The organism is Dietzia papillomatosis NBRC 105045 (assembly GCF_001570845.1).
In the GTDB taxonomy this organism is placed as follows: domain Bacteria; phylum Actinomycetota; class Actinomycetes; order Mycobacteriales; family Mycobacteriaceae; genus Dietzia; species Dietzia cinnamea.
The window spans coordinates 92,851-107,500 of record NZ_BCSL01000001.1; the positions used below are offsets into that span (position 1 = coordinate 92,851).

Sequence of the window (14,650 nt, forward strand, 5' to 3'; positions counted from 1 at the left end):
GACGTCCAACCCTACTGAGGAGCCCGAGTGCCCGAGTCCGTTTTCGTTGCCAACCGTGGAGAAGTGGCCCTGCGCATCGTGCGGGCCGCCCGTGAGCTCGGTCTCGACGTCGTCGTCGCCGTCACCCGCGCCGAGGTCGACTCCCTCGCCGCTCGGCTCGCCACGGCGGTCCACGTCCTCCCGGGTGAGGGCGCGGCGGCCTACCTCGACGCCGACGCCCTCGTCGCCGGGGCGACGGAACACGGGTGCACCCTGCTGCACCCCGGCTACGGCTTCCTCAGCGAGAGTCCTGCACTCGCCCGGGCGTGTGCTGACGCGGGCGTCACCTTCGTCGGTCCGGATGCGTCGCTCCTCGAACTGTTCGGCGACAAGGGCAGCGCCCGCTCGGCGGCTCAGGAGGCCGGGGTGCCGGTTCTGCCCGCCACCGATGTCGGTGTCACACGCGAGCAGGCGGAGGCCTTCGCCCGCGAGCAGGAGCCCGCCGGCGTCATGATCAAGGCGGCGGCCGGAGGGGGCGGTCGTGGCATGCGCGCAGTCCCCTCCGGGGAGCAACTGGGTGAGGCATGGGAGCGGGCCCGGTCGGAAGCCGAGCGTGGTTTCGGCTCCGGGGCCCTCTTCGCCGAGCTCTACGTCGAGAGGGCGCGCCATATCGAGGTGCAGGTCATCGGGGACGGCGACAAGATCACCCATCTCGGCGAGCGGGACTGCACCGTGCAGAGACGTTTCCAGAAGATTGTGGAGGTCGCGCCCGCCCCCGGCCTGCCCGACGAGGTACGGGCCGATCTCCACGCGGCGGCCCGCCGGCTCCTGTCCGGCCGTGGCTACCGCGGTCTCGCGACGGTCGAGTTCCTCGTCGACGCCGACGATCCGACCCGGTGGTGGTTCATCGAGGTCAACCCGCGACTGCAGGTCGAGCACCCGGTGACCGAGTTCGTCACCGGTGTCGACCTGGTTCTAACCCAACTGCGTCTCGCGTTGGGCGGGACCCTGACCGATCTCGGTCTGGCATCGCCTCCCCGCGTCGTCGGTGCGGCCGTGGAACTGCGGGTGGCGGCCGAGCGCACGGGCAGCAACGGCGAGGTCCTCCCGGCGAGCGGCGTGGTCTCCGCCCTCGCCCTGCCGGCCGGGCCGGGGGTGCGCGTCGACACTCACCTCGTAGAGGGCACGCGCGTGGACGGCTCCTTCGATTCCCTCGTCGCGAAGATCATCACCCACAGCCAGGAAGGGCAGGCCGGGGCGCTTTCCAAGGCGCGCTGGGCTCTCGATGAGTGCACGGTCGGGGGCCTGGACACCAACTTGGCCACGTTGCGCGAACTGCTCGCGCATGCCGACCTGCCCACGTGGTCGGTGACGACGACGTGGTTCGACTCCGCCGGCCTGACGCGGGCAGCGGGGCCGTCGGACCTGACGGACGGAGAGATTCTCGCCGAGATGAGCGGGACAGTCATCGCTGTGCTCGTCGAGGAGGGACAAGACGTCGCCGCAGGCACACCGCTCGTGATCATCGAAGCGATGAAGATGGAGCACCTCGTACCGGCGCCGGCTTCCGGGGAGGTGACGGCGGTCCAGGCCTCCGCAGGCGCGAGCGTAACCGCCGGCGACCTGATCGCGAGGCTCAGGCCGTCGGCGGACCAGTCCGCGGCCGGTGTCGCCGAGGACGGCCCCGACCTCGACTCGGAGCGGCCCGACCTCACGCGGCTGCTCGAGCGACGCGCCCGGCTCATGGACGACGCCCGGCCCGGGGCTGTCGCCAAGCGCCACGCCCGCGGCCAGCGGACCGCTCGGGAGAACATCGCCGACCTCGTCGACGAGGGCAGTTTCGTCGAGTACGGCGGATTCGCCGTGGCGGCCCAGCGTGCCCGCCGGACCGAGGAAGACCTCATCGCGAACACACCGGCCGACGGCATCATCACCGGGATCGGCCGGGTCACGGCGGCGCCGGCGGAGGACACCCGCTGCGCAGTCCTCGCCTACGACTACACCGTCCTCGCAGGCACCCAGGGGTACCTCAACCACAAGAAGACAGATCGCATGCTCGAACTGGCAGAGCAGCAGCGACTGCCCGTGGTCCTCTTCGCCGAAGGTGGCGGTGGTCGTCCCGGCGATACCGACACGACCGTGGTCAGTGGCCTCGACGTGCCGACCTTCGCGACGATGGGGCGCCTCAGCGGGCAGGTGCCCACGATCGGCATCGCCGCCGGCCGCTGCTTCGCGGGCAACGCCGCCCTCCTCGGGTGTTGCGATGTCGTCATCGCCACCCGCGACTCGACCATCGGGATGGGCGGCCCGGCGATGATCGAAGGTGGTGGCCTCGGGCTCTACTCTCCGGACGAGGTCGGCCCCATCGACGTCCAGAGCGGCAACGGCGTCGTCGACGTCGTCGTGGCCGACGAGGCGGAGGCGGTCGCGGTGGCCCGGCGCTACCTCGGCTACTTCCAGGGTGTGCAGCCGGAGTGGGCCGCAGTCGATCAGCGTGCACTGCGCCATGTCGTCCCAGGGAACCGGGTCCGGGCCTACGACATCCACGCCGCGATAGAGGCGCTGTCCGACGAGGGCTCGGTGCTGGAGCTGCGAGCAGGCTTCGCGCGTGGGGTGGTCACCTGCCTGGTGCGCATCGAGGGACGCCCGATGGGTCTTGTCGCCAACAACCCGCGCCACCTCGGTGGGGCGATCGACGCACCGGCCGCCGACAAGCTCGCCCGCTTTCTGCAACTCTGTGACGCCCACGGGCTACCCGTCGTCTCGCTGTGCGACACCCCGGGATTCATGGTGGGGCCCGATCACGAGCGCACCGCCACCGTGCGGCACTTCGCCCGTCTCTTCGTCATCGGGGCCCACCTGCGGGTCCCGATCGTCACCGTCGTCCTGCGCAAGGCCTACGGGCTGGGGGCGCAGGCGATGGCTGCCGGCGGATTCCACCGACCGGCCGCGACGCTCGCCTGGCCCACCGGCGAGGTCGGAGGGATGGGGCTCGAGGGGGCCGTGCGGCTCGGCTTCCGCCGCGAACTCGAGGCCATCGCCGATCCGGCCGAACGACGCGAGCTCGAAGAGAAATTGTTGGCCGACATGTACGAGCGCGGGCGGGCCGTCAACGCCGCTGCCGCTGTCGAACTCGATGACGTCATCGACCCGGCCGACACCCGCCGGTGGATTCTCACGGCGGCAGCGGCGACCCCGGCCGCGGTCGACACGTCTACCCGCTACATCGACACCTGGTGAAACGAAGGAGCGCAGGAGTGAACCACACCCGACACGTAGAGGACGTCCGACGGCGCCAGGAGAGAGTTCGTCCCGCGGACACACCGCGCGACGTCGTCCACCCCCTGGGCGATCTCACCGTGCCCGAGTATGTCGACGCGTGGGCCCGGGAGCGCCCCGATCGGCCAGCCGTCATTCACGGTGATGTCAGGATCGACTACCGTTCTCTCGCCGACCGTCATGCCCGGTGGGCCGGTTGGCTGCGGGCGCACGGGGTGCTACCCGGGGAGCGCGTGGGCGTTCACCTCGGTAACGTGCCCGAGTTCATCGTGGCTTTCCTCGGGACCCTGCGGGCGGGATGCGTGCACGTCCCTGTCAATCCGATGTTCCAACACGCCGAGCTCCGCCATGAGCTCGGTGATTCCGGTGCCCAGGTGGTCGTGACCAGCGCCGCCCTGGCGGACAGACTCTGCAGCATCGCCGCCGAGACCGAGGTGCGCACCGTGGTGGTTCTCGGGGGAGAGGGGGACCCACTGCCCTCCGTCGACGGGGTCGAGGTGGTCCGTTGGTCCGAGACGGTCGACGCGGAGCCGTTGTCCGAGCCCGCACGAGACCTCGACGCTCTCGCCGCGCTCAACTACACCGGCGGCACGACCGGGCTGCCCAAGGGATGCGAGCACACCCAACGGCACATGGTCTACACCGCGGTCAGCGGGGCGGGGGCCAACGGTCTCGTCGACGACGACATCGTGTCACTGTGTTTCATCCCGGTCTTCTGGATCGCGGGGGAGGATCTGGGCATCCTCATCCCGCTCGTGCTGGGGGGCACGACGGTCCTGCTCGAACGGTGGGACGCGGCCGCGGTCGTCGACCTCGTCGAACGGCACCGGGTGACCATGACGGCGGCGACCGTCGAGAACTTCCTCGACATCCTGCGCGTGCCCGGGGTTGAGGAACGTGACCTGACCTCTTTCGTCGCGCCCATGGCGATGTCCTTCATCCAAAAACTGACTCCCGAGATCCGTAGGCGATGGTCTGATGTCATCGGTGAAGGGTCGGTCTTGCGGGAGGGGTCCTACGGCATGACAGAGAGCCACACAGTCGACGTCGTGCCCTACGGCTTCCATCTGAACGACCACGACTTGCTGACAAAACCCGTCTTCTGCGGGTTGCCGGTTCCGGGGACCGATGTGATCGTCGTGGACCCGGTGACCGCCGACCCGATGCCCTTCGGTGAGGCGGGGGAGATCCTCCTCCGGAGCCCTTCGATCATGAACGGTTACTGGCGTAATCCGGAAGCCAGCGCCGCGCAGCTGCGCGATGGCTGGCTTCACACAGGTGACACCGGTTATCTCGACGACGACGGTTGCCTGCATTACCTGGCGCGAAGCAAGGACCTGATCAAGGTCAGGGGCATGAGCGTATTCCCCGCCGAGGTGGAGATGATTCTCGCTGACCATCCCGACATCGGCTCGGTGGCGGTCGTCCCGGCCGAGGACTCGGTGACGGGACAGCGGCCGGTCGCCTTCGTCAGTGCCCGAGCCGGCGGATCGCTGTCCGCGGAAGCGGTGGAGGAGTGGGCTCGCAGCCGGATGGCGAGTTACAAGGTGCCGCTCGTCGAAGTGGTCGAGTCCTTTCCGCTCACCGATACGGGCAAAATCCGCAAACTCACGCTGCTGACCCGTGCGCAGGAGCTCGCCGACACTCTGGACTGAGGGTCTTCGACGTCGCGGAATCCTATGCCCGTACGGCCCTGTGAGCGCGAGGGCAGACAGTCCTGCCCCATCCCGATCAGAACTGGTCAGGATGGTTTCGCCGCGTCTCCGGCACGTCACGGGCAGCCGTGCGGGGGAGGTGGTCTGTGCGCCGGGCGAAGTCGAACGATGTGACCCTTGACACAACCTGAATCTGGGTTCAATATTGGGACTTGAATCAGAATTCGAGTACAGGAGTCCGGATGACAGCACCAACAGAGGCGTCAGACATTGTGCACGCGAGGGCGACCAGGAAAGTTTTCCTGCGACTGGTGCCCCTGCTCATGGCGGCCTACTTCATGGCCTTCGTCGACCGGACCAACGTCGGTCTGGCCAAGAACGCGCTGGAAATCGATGCAGGGATCAACGCAGCTGCGTACGGGCTCGGTGCGGGTCTGTTCTTCATCACGTACGCGTTCCTCGAGGTGCCGAGCAACCTGATCCTGCACAGGATCGGGGCCAAGGTGTGGATCAGCCGCATCGCTGTCACCTGGGGCCTCATCACCATCGCGATGATGTTCATCTCGAGCCCCATGACCTTCTACATCCTGCGTCTACTGTTGGGCGCGGCCGAGGCTGGTCTCTACCCCGGAATCATGTACCTCATCACCACCTGGTTCGCGCAGAAGGATCGCGCCACGGCTGTAGGCCTCATTCTCACGGCCTCATCCGTCGCGTTCATCGTCGCCAACCCCATCGGTGGTGCACTCATGAAAATGGACGGCATCGCGGGTCTGCACGGCTGGCAGTGGCTCTTCATACTCGAAGGCATCCCGACTGTGATCCTCGGCGTCATCCTGTACATCACGCTGCCCGATTCGCCGGAGAAGGCACCATGGCTCGAACCAGAGGAGGCGCGCGAACTGACTCGCCGCGCCGTCGGGAACGAGGTCGAGGAGTCGAACCCGGGCGCAATCGTCCGTACTGCGATGTCCAAGCCGTTCCTGCTGGCCATCGCGGGCATCTACTTCATCAACCAGATTGCGACCTACGGCGTCATTTTCTTCGTCCCCTCGATCGTCGAGGCGATGAATGTGACCGACAGCTTCATGATCGGACTCATCTCGGGCGTCGTCGGCATCGGTGCCGTCATCGGCGTGGTGTTCATCCCCCGTGTACTCAAGCGCAATCCCGGCACGGAGGTGCGGCTCATCGGCATCACGACCGCGGCCGTGATCGTCCTGGCGTTGCTGTTCATCTTGGTCGGGAATCCGGTGACCAAGATGCTCATCCTCAGCGCGGCCATGCTCTTCATCGTGGGGGTTCAGCCTCTCTACTGGTCCGTCCTCATGGCTCGCCTGGGGGGAGTCGCCGCCGCTGCCGGACTGGCTTTCGTCAACACCATCGGACTCACCGGTGCCTTCGTGGGGCCGTACGCCTTCGGTCTTGCGGAGACGGCGACCGGCTCACCGTCCTCCGGACTGTGGGTAGTCGTGGGCACGACCTTCCTCGGTCTGTTGCTTGTCCCCCTGCTGAGGAAGCTGCTCGAGCGCCACGACAGTGAGAACCCGACGCAGGGAGTGGTCGAGCACAAGACGGAAGAACCCGTGGTCATACCCGGAAACGCGCTATGACCCGGTCTGATCTCGCTCCGATCAGGCTCGGTGAAGTGAATCGCCTGCCAGAGTCCGACATTGCCAGTCGGGGCCTGCTGGCAGGCGGTTCATCCACGTTCTCGTACGGCGAACCCTGACACCCCACTTGCCCGGCGATAGGGCAACAGTCCTGGGCCGTGGGTGCGATCGTCGTGGAAACCCAGGCTCGACCAGCGCCTGTATCCGCATTCAAGTACCGATTCGTCACACCTGACATCCCGAAGGAGAAAGCTATGGCGACCGTCCCGACAGTGACAGGGGATATCGACTCCGCCGATCTCGGCCGAGTGCTGGCCCACGAACACATCTTCGTGCTGGGGGAGGAGTACCGGGAGAACTACCAAGACGACTGGGACGAAGATGCCAAGGTCGCCGAGGCGGTAGCAGAACTCGGACAACTCCCCGACCTGGGAATCGACACGATCCTCGACCCGACTGTACTGGGACTGGGTCGCTACCTACCTCGAGTGCAGCGGGTAGCCGAACAGGTCGACGTCAACATCGTCGTCGCCACCGGCTTGTACACGTACAACGAGATCCCCTTCCAGTTCCACTACACGGGTCCCGGTCTCCTTTTCGACGTCCCTGAACCGCTGACGCAGCTCTTTCTTAAGGACCTGCGCGAGGGCATCGCCGACACGGGCGTGCGTGCCGGCTTCCTCAAGTGCGCCATCGAAGAGCAGGGTCTGACCCCGGGCGTCGAGCGGGCGATGCGGGCAGTCGGTGCCGCCAGCGCCGAAAGTGGTGCTCCTATCACGGTGCACACCAACCCACACACCGGCTCGGGCCTTGTGGCCCAGAGTGTGCTCGCCGAAGAGGGCGCCGACCTGTCGAAGGTCGTGATCGGCCACAGTGGGGACACCACCGACGTCGACTACCTCTGCAAGGTCGCTGACGCGGGTTCCTACCTGGGTATGGATCGGTTTGGGTTGGACGTACTCCTACCCTTCGAGGATCGGGTGGCCACGGTGTTGGAGATGCTTCGCCGCGGTTACGCCGAGCGGATGGTGCTCGCACATGATGCGGCGTGCTTCATCGACTGGTTCGACCCCGAAGCCAAGCGCCGGGTGGTCCCGCAGTGGAACTACCGGCACATTAGTGAGGACGTCATCCCCGCGCTCCTCGAGGGCGGTGCGTCACAGGACGAGATAGACACGATGCTCATCAAGAATCCGCGCGCGTACTTCGAAGGGTGATCCATTCCGCTACTGCGGTGACGCCGAGTGACTGGCGCATACGTCCAGCCCCGCCCCGCCCCGACCCAGGCGGGGCGGGGCTGGAATCTGGTAGCAGTCAGTGCGCGAAGACCGGGGGGCGCTTCTCGACGAACGCCCGGGCCGCCTCGACGTGGTCGTCGGTCAGTCCGCACTCCTTGTGTCGCGGGACCTCTCCCATCATGGACTCCGACAACGTCTGGTGCGGGGCCTCTCGCAGATTGCTCTTGATGTGCCGCAGGGTCAGTGCCGGGCCGTTGGCCAGACGGGTCGCGAGCTCTGTGGTCATCCGTGTGAGCTCATCTTCGGAGACGAGTTGGGTGAGCAGATTCAGGTCGAGACATGCTTGTCCGTCGAGGCGGGGATTCAGCAGCAGCAACTCGCGAGCACGCGCCGGGCCGACCAGCCGGTCGAGCAGCCACGCGACGCCAAAGTCGCCGGACAGTGCCACTGCGGCGAAAGCCGTCGCCATGACGGTCCGTGGTGTTCCGATTCGCAGATCGGTGGCGAGGGCCAAGCCCAGTCCGGCGCCGGCTGCAGCGCCGGGAATGGCCGCGATCGTCGGCTTGGTGAAGGCGTGCAGACGCCCGACGGTGAGTTCCTGGTGGCGCAGCTGCTCGGCGACCGCCTCGGGGTCGACCTCGGTGGCGCCGCCTCCTTCTCCGCCGTCCTCGTCGAACTGCTGGACGTCGCCACCAGCGCAGAATGCGCGTCCCGCGCCGGTGAGGACGAGAACGCGCACGGCGGGATCCTCGTCGGCGTGCGCGAGTAGTTCGCCGAGTCGCTCGATCATGGGCACCGACATCGCGTTTCGTCGGTCCGGCCGGTTGAGGGTGATGGTCGCGATTCCCTCAGTGATGTCGTAGAGGACGTGGTCGGTATCAGTCACGGGATCTCCTGGTGTCGGGGTTCGGATCGGGGCCGGGTGGAAGGGAATGGTCGGACGAAAGCGATGGTGGCGATCATCGGGAGGACGGCCAGCACGAGCATGGCCCTGGGGAAGCCGATGGCCTCACCGAGACCGCCAACCGCGGCTGCGCCCAGACTGCCGCCCAGAAGGAAGACCAAAGTCAGTAGACCGAGGGCCCCGCCACGGGTGTTCACGGGCACCGAGTCGGCCACGAGCGCGGTCATCGCGGGCTGCCCCAGGCCGAAGGCGAGCACGAGAACGAGTGTGGCAGCGATGAGGGCGACGGCGTCGACCCGGGCGGCTCCCGTGGCGGCCAGAGCTATGGCCGAGGTGGTTCCGATCGTCGCGAGAAGTTGGCTGCGCGGCGCGCCGAACCTGATGAGCATCGGGCCGGTGATGCGCGGCGCGACGATACCCAGTGCGGCGCAGGGGACGAGAAGTAGTCCGACCCGCGCCCCGGACCATCCCTCGGCGATGAGGACCGTGGGTACAGCAACCAGGATTCCGAACCACGCCGCTGGGAGGCTCACCGCGGTGAGCAGGCTCCGGCGGGCTATTCGGTCGCTGACGAGTCCGGCGGGCACGACCCCGTGCGGCCGCCAGCGCGAACGCAGGACCGCGGTGGGTCCGCAGACGAGTAGGAGCGCGCCACCTGCGGCCGCCACGATCGGGCCCAGCGTCGCTGCCTGAAGGGACATCACGGCTCCGATAGCCGCGCCCCCGATGAGGGCCACTCCGGAGGGGTCCAGCGTCGCGCCCTGCTGGCGATCTGTCGGCAGGTCGCGCCTCACGAGGGGAACGATGAGGAGGGTGAGCGCCGGAATGGCGACGACCGGCCGCCAGCCGAAGGGGTCGACGAGCAGGGCCCCGGCCACCGGACCGAGTGCGTTGATGGTCGCTCCGATGCCTGAGTACGTCGCCATGGCGCGCGCTCTCGAGTCGCCCGAGAACAGCGCTTGGACTGCGGCGATGGTCAGCGCCGGGACGGCTGCAGCTCCCAGTCCCTGCAGGGACCGTGTAGCGATGAGGGCGGGTAGAGAATCGACGAGCGCGCCCGCGCAGGCCGCGGTGACCATGATCGACATTCCTACTAGAAGGGGCAGCCGGATGCCGAAAAAGTCGCCCAGGCGTCCGAAGAGCGCGCTGCCCACTGCGAGGGCCAGCGAGTAGCAACTGACGACGAGAGCGGCACGGCCGGCCGTGAGGTTGAGATCGTTCGCGATCGCCGGCAGGGCGACAGCGACCGCGGCACTTCCGAGGCCGGTCACGCCGAAGAGCACGGCGATGGCCCAGGCGAGCGTCCCGCGGTGCGGTGCCGGCGGCGGGCTGGCGCTGGAGATGGTCACTCCTCAGGCGAGGCGGCAAGGACTTGAAGGTGAATCAGGGTTCAAGTATACCTGTAGCCAGACCAACCGTGAAGGAGCCCCGCTATGACGTCGATGTCCCCGGTGACGGCCCCGTCCGACGAGCGCCGTGTGCGGGCAATTCTGATCGACTACGGGGGAGTGCTCACAGCTCCGCTGGGTTCAGCCTTCCGTGGAATCGCCGCCGACGCGGGACTCGAACCGAGTCAGGTGATTGGCGTCCTCGGCACCCATGAAGGGGCACGCTGTGCGCTAGTGGAGCACGAGGTGGGACAGCTGGATGATGAGGGTTTCGAGGATGCGTTCGCGGCAGCCCTAGTCGAGGCAGGGGGAAAGGTCGAGGCGCGGGGGCTGCTGGCCAGCCTGGGCGCCCACCTCGAGCTGGACCTGCCGATGATCGACATGGTCCGCCGGATCCGTGCTGCAGGCGTACCGGTGGCGCTCGTCTCCAACTCCCTCGGTCAAGATTGTTATTCCCGCATCGACCTCGACGAACTCTTCGATGTCAGTGTGATCTCCGCTCAGGTGGGTGTACGTAAACCATCACGCGAGATCTACCGCATCGCGTGTTCTCGGCTCGGTGTCGCACCGGATGAGTGTCTGCTCGTCGACGACCTCGAGCACAACCTCGTCGGTGCTGCCCGTCTGGGAATCACCGGCGTCCTCCACCGAACCGCCGAGGAGACGATCGGCGTCGTTCGCGACCTCTTGCACCTTCCTGCCCCATCCGTCGCCGGCGAGTAGCCGGCACGCCATCAGAAAAGGACCACCACGATGTTTGAACTCAGCGAACGCGGACAGGACTACCGCGACCGTCTCCTCACCTTCATGGAAGAGCACGTCTATCCCGCGGAAAGCGTCTACCACGAGCAGATGCGTGCATCAAACGATGCGAACCACCAGCCGCAGGTGCTCGAGGACCTCAAGGCCGAGGCTCGTAGCCAGGGCCTGTGGAATCTGTTCCACCCGCATCCGGAGTGGGGACCGGGCCTGACCAACCTCGAGTACGCGCACCTCGCCGAGATCACCGGCCGCAGCCTCGAGATCGCACCCGAGGCCATCAACTGCAACGCCCCGGACACCGGCAACATGGAGGTGCTCACCCTCTTCGGCACCGAGGAGCACAAAGAGAAGTACCTGCGGCCGCTTCTCGCGGGCGAGATGGCCTCCGCGTTCGCCATGACCGAGCCCGCCGTCGCGAGCTCCGACGCGACCAACATCGAGACCCGCATGGAGCGCGATGGTGACGAGTACGTCATCAACGGGCGCAAGTGGTGGACGTCGAACGCCTTGCACAAGAACTGCAAGGTCATGATCGTCATGGGCAAAACCGATCCAGACGCCCCCATTCACCGGCAGCAGTCGATGATGGTGGTCCCCCTCGACACCCCGGGGGTGAAGATCGAACGCGGTCTCCCGGTCTTCGGGTACATGGATCGGGAAGGTCATGCGGAGGTGACGTTCACCGATGTGCGCGTGCCCCGCTCCGCTCTTCTCGCCGGCGAGGGGGATGGCTTCATGATCTCCCAGGCACGACTCGGCCCGGGTCGTATCCATCACTGCATGCGAGCGATCGGTGTGGCCGAGCGTGCTCTGGACCTGATGATCGACCGCGCACAGTCGCGGGTGACGTTCGGCGAGCCGGTGGCGAACCGGGCCAACATCATGGATTGGGTCGCCGAATCGCGCATCGAGATCGAGATGGCCCGCCTGCTCACCCTGAAGGCGGCACACATGATGGACACCGTCGGCAACAAGGTGGCGCGCACGGAGATCGCCGCGATCAAGGTCGCGGCCCCAGCTGTCGCGTTGAAGGTCATCGACCGCGCCATCCAGGTGCATGGCGGTGGCGGCGTGAGCGACGACTTCCCTCTCGCGCTCTGGTACGCCCATATGCGCACCCTGCGTCTTGCCGATGGTCCGGACGAGGTGCACAAGATGACCATCGCGCGACGCGAGTACCGTCGCCGCGATCCCGAGTGGGGGCGGAACAAGTGATCGAGGGCATCGACACGGAGGCGATGACGGAGTGGCTCGCCGAGCGAGTGGAGGTCGAGCAGCCGTTGACCTACGAACGTGTGGGTTTGGGTCAGTCCAACCTGACCTACCTGGCGACGGACGTCAGGGGCCACCGGTTGGTGTTACGCCGTCCACCGATGGGCGAGATCCTCGCCTCCGCGCATGATGTCGCGCGGGAGCACCGGATTCTCGCGGCTCTCCAGAGCACGCGAGTGCCCTTGCCTGTCGTCCACGGATTGTGCGAGGACCCGGCGGTCGCCGACCGTCCGGTACTCGTCGTGTCCTTCGTCGACGGGCTCGTGCTCGATGATCGAGCAGATGCGGAGCGGCTCTCCCCGGCTGCTCGGCACGCCGTGGGGCTGTCTCTGGCGGAGACCCTGGCACGCATTCACGCTGTCGATCTGGAGGAAGTCGGTCTCGCCGACCTCGCGAGCCGCAAGCCCTACGCCGCGCGGCAGCTGCGTCGGTGGGCTGGTCAATGGGAGCTGTCCCGCACCCGTGAGCTGGGCGAACTGGATCGGTTGACGACCCGTTTGCACGGGCTCGAACCGGCGCCCGGCGAAGTCGCACTCGTCCACGGCGACAGTCACCTCCGCAACATCATCATCGACCCGGATGACGCGCAGGTGCGCGCGATCCTCGACTGGGAGCTTGCCACCCTCGGCGACCCGCTCGCCGACCTCGGCACCTTGCTGGCCTACTGGCCCCAAGAGGGAGACCTGCCGACGATGCGCTTCGACGCCTCGACCGTGCCGGGCTTCGCAACACGGACCGAGCTGGTCGAGCACTACGCCGAGGTGTCAGGACGTGACGTTTCGGACTTGCCCTTCTGGCATGGTCTCGGACTGTGGAAGCTCGCGATCATTCTCGAGGGGGTTCGTCGGCGCCAGCTCGACGATCCGCGCAACCTCACGGCGATGGGTCAGATCCCGGCGGAGGCGGTCGATGAGCTCGTCGCCTGCGCTCATGCGGTGCTCGATGAGGCAGGGGAGATGTGATCTACGAGAGGGTCGTTCCCGGCTCGGGAAGCTGAGCCCGGTTGAGGCGAGGGCCTCCGGTTGAAGGAGCGGACCCGTGCGGTTCGCCGCTCCACCATCCGGAGGTTCTCGCACCGGCCACTGCCGTCCCGTGGCCGCTCGACTGCACTACCCTTGGGCCCATGATCACCGCAATCGTCTTCGTCCACGCCGAGACGGCGCGGATCCCCGAGGTCGCCTCCGCCATCGCCGAGATCGACGGCGTGTCAGAGGTGTACTCCGTCACCGGCACCATCGACCTCATCGTGCTGGTCCGGGCGCGGCGCAACGAGGAGATCGCCGACATCGTCTCCGACCGCCTCAACAAGGTCCCCGGCGTGCTGGACACCGAGACGCACATCGCGTTCCGCACCCAGTCCAAACATGACCTCGAGGCCGCGTTCTCGATCGGTTACGAGGACTGACCGCTCCTCTGCTGCAGACGGGCGAGCCGGCGTGCCCGGCGCCGCGCGCGCTGCAGCTCGGCGAGCAGGTCGGGGCCACTCCACCGACGGCGGTTTTCGCCGTCGGCCTCCGCCTCGCGCACCAGCTCCACCATCCGCTCGCAGGCCGGCGCCGACAGTCCGAGCTGACGGGCCATCTTCACGACCTTGCCCTGCAGGACGTCGATCTCGGTGGGCCGGCCGCGCAGCAGGTCGTCGTTCATGGACGAGGTGCCGTCGGCGTCGACCCGCATCACGGCCCGCCCGAGTCGGCGGAACAGCGGGGTGGGCAGGCGCATCACGATCGGGAGGGCGCCGGCGGGCACGGCGAGCGGCACCCGGGGCACCACGCCGGCCGCGGTGAACACCCGGTTCGCCTCGGCCTGGCACAGGGCTACGCAACACCGCAGGTCGCGGTCGAGCAGCTCGGTGCGCAGCGGCAGGCCGGAGAGGGCCTGGACGGCGTTGTTGAGGTTCATGAGGATCTTGCCGTGCAGGACGGCCTGGATGTCGTCGGTGGGACGCAGCGGCAGGCCGGCCTCGGCGGCCGTGCGCAGCAGTGGGGTGAGCCGCGGGTGCTCGGCGATCCGGATCTCACCGGTGGACGTGCGGCGGTAGGTGGCGGGTCCGGTGCGGGCGACGTTGAACGGCACGACGCCGGCGATCACCGGCGCGGAGTCGACGCCTTCGCGGATGAGGTCGGCGGAGTGCAGCCCGTTCTGCAGACCGACCACGAGGGTGGTGGGTCGCAGGAGCGGTGCGAACTCCGCGGTGGCGGTGGCGGTCTGCCCGGCTTTGGTGCACATCAGCACGACATCGGTGCGGCGGACCGAGTCCGGGGTGGTGGCCAGGGTGAGCATGTCCGCGGGGACGTGCAGGCGACCGCCCTCGTTGCCGCCCGCCTCCACGGTGAGGCCCAGTTCGCGGATGGGGTCGAGGACGTGGGGTCGCCCGACGAGGGTCACGTCGGCGTGGCGGGCGAGTCGGCCGCCGAGGTAGCAGCCGACCACGCCCGCGCCGATCACGGTGATCCGCAGTGGGCGATCGGGGCTGGTCATGGTGGTGGAGACGTTACGGCACGCACGGCCGCGCGGCAGGCGTTCGCCGTACGTGACCGTGCCGGGAAGTGCGAGGGGA

The 14,650-nt window shown here is 67.5% G+C and carries 11 protein-coding genes; 8 read left to right on the plus strand and 3 right to left on the minus strand.

Going from position 1 to position 14,650, the window contains the following annotated elements; genetic code table 11:
- Window positions 1-27 precede the first annotated feature (27 nt).
- From DPA01S_RS00465 to DPA01S_RS00480, 4 genes are all read left to right on the plus strand, one after another.
- Entirely contained in the window at window positions 28-3,219 is a 3,192-nt protein-coding gene (locus DPA01S_RS00465) for a carboxyl transferase domain-containing protein (RefSeq protein WP_061913411.1), read from the plus strand.
- A gap of 17 nt (window positions 3,220-3,236) precedes the next feature.
- Complete coding sequence (locus tag DPA01S_RS00470; RefSeq protein ID WP_061913413.1) at window positions 3,237-4,913, plus strand: AMP-binding protein; 1,677 nt, start codon at window positions 3,237-3,239, stop codon at window positions 4,911-4,913.
- 311 nt (window positions 4,914-5,224) lie between these two features.
- Window positions 5,225-6,526 (plus strand): MFS transporter, encoded by a 1,302-nt coding sequence (locus tag DPA01S_RS00475; protein WP_232302937.1) that lies wholly within the window; start codon window positions 5,225-5,227, stop codon window positions 6,524-6,526.
- A gap of 254 nt (window positions 6,527-6,780) precedes the next feature.
- Window positions 6,781-7,743, plus strand: a complete 963-nt coding sequence (locus DPA01S_RS00480) for a phosphotriesterase family protein (RefSeq protein WP_061913417.1) — start codon at window positions 6,781-6,783, stop codon at window positions 7,741-7,743.
- A gap of 97 nt (window positions 7,744-7,840) precedes the next feature.
- On the opposite strand, the gene DPA01S_RS00485 is transcribed toward DPA01S_RS00480, so the two are convergent.
- The gene (locus tag DPA01S_RS00485; protein WP_061913420.1) at window positions 7,841-8,650 is read right to left on the minus strand and encodes an enoyl-CoA hydratase-related protein; all 810 of its coding nucleotides are present in this window, start codon (window positions 8,648-8,650) and stop codon (window positions 7,841-7,843) included.
- Window positions 8,647-10,017, minus strand: a complete 1,371-nt coding sequence (locus tag DPA01S_RS00490) for an MFS transporter (RefSeq protein WP_157076943.1) — start codon at window positions 10,015-10,017, stop codon at window positions 8,647-8,649. Before DPA01S_RS00490 ends, DPA01S_RS00485 begins: the two co-directional genes overlap by 4 nt.
- An 84-nt stretch (window positions 10,018-10,101) precedes the next feature.
- Here DPA01S_RS00490 and DPA01S_RS00495 point away from each other — a divergent pair, with 84 nt between their 5' ends.
- The 4 genes from DPA01S_RS00495 to DPA01S_RS00510 all read left to right on the plus strand — a co-directional run bounded on the left by DPA01S_RS00495 (window position 10,102) and on the right by DPA01S_RS00510 (window position 13,495).
- Window positions 10,102-10,779 carry an HAD family hydrolase gene (locus tag DPA01S_RS00495; RefSeq protein ID WP_061913422.1) on the plus strand — a complete coding sequence of 226 codons (678 nt, stop codon included), beginning with the start codon at window positions 10,102-10,104 and terminating at the stop codon, window positions 10,777-10,779.
- A 30-nt stretch (window positions 10,780-10,809) separates the two neighbouring features.
- Complete coding sequence (locus tag DPA01S_RS00500) at window positions 10,810-12,033, plus strand: acyl-CoA dehydrogenase family protein (RefSeq protein ID WP_061913424.1); 1,224 nt, start codon at window positions 10,810-10,812, stop codon at window positions 12,031-12,033.
- Between the two features lie 23 nt (window positions 12,034-12,056).
- Window positions 12,057-13,052, plus strand: a complete 996-nt coding sequence (locus DPA01S_RS00505) for a phosphotransferase family protein (RefSeq protein WP_061913522.1) — start codon at window positions 12,057-12,059, stop codon at window positions 13,050-13,052.
- Window positions 13,053-13,213: 161 nt separating this feature from the next.
- Window positions 13,214-13,495: an Lrp/AsnC family transcriptional regulator gene (locus DPA01S_RS00510; protein WP_061228358.1), complete on the plus strand. Its 282-nt coding sequence runs from the start codon at window positions 13,214-13,216 to the stop codon at window positions 13,493-13,495.
- On the opposite strand, the gene DPA01S_RS00515 is transcribed toward DPA01S_RS00510, so the two are convergent.
- The gene (locus DPA01S_RS00515) at window positions 13,483-14,571 is read right to left on the minus strand and encodes a 2-dehydropantoate 2-reductase (protein WP_061913426.1); all 1,089 of its coding nucleotides are present in this window, start codon (window positions 14,569-14,571) and stop codon (window positions 13,483-13,485) included. The two genes, DPA01S_RS00510 and DPA01S_RS00515, sit on opposite strands and share 13 nt — an antisense overlap.
- Window positions 14,572-14,650: the final 79 nt, after the last annotated feature.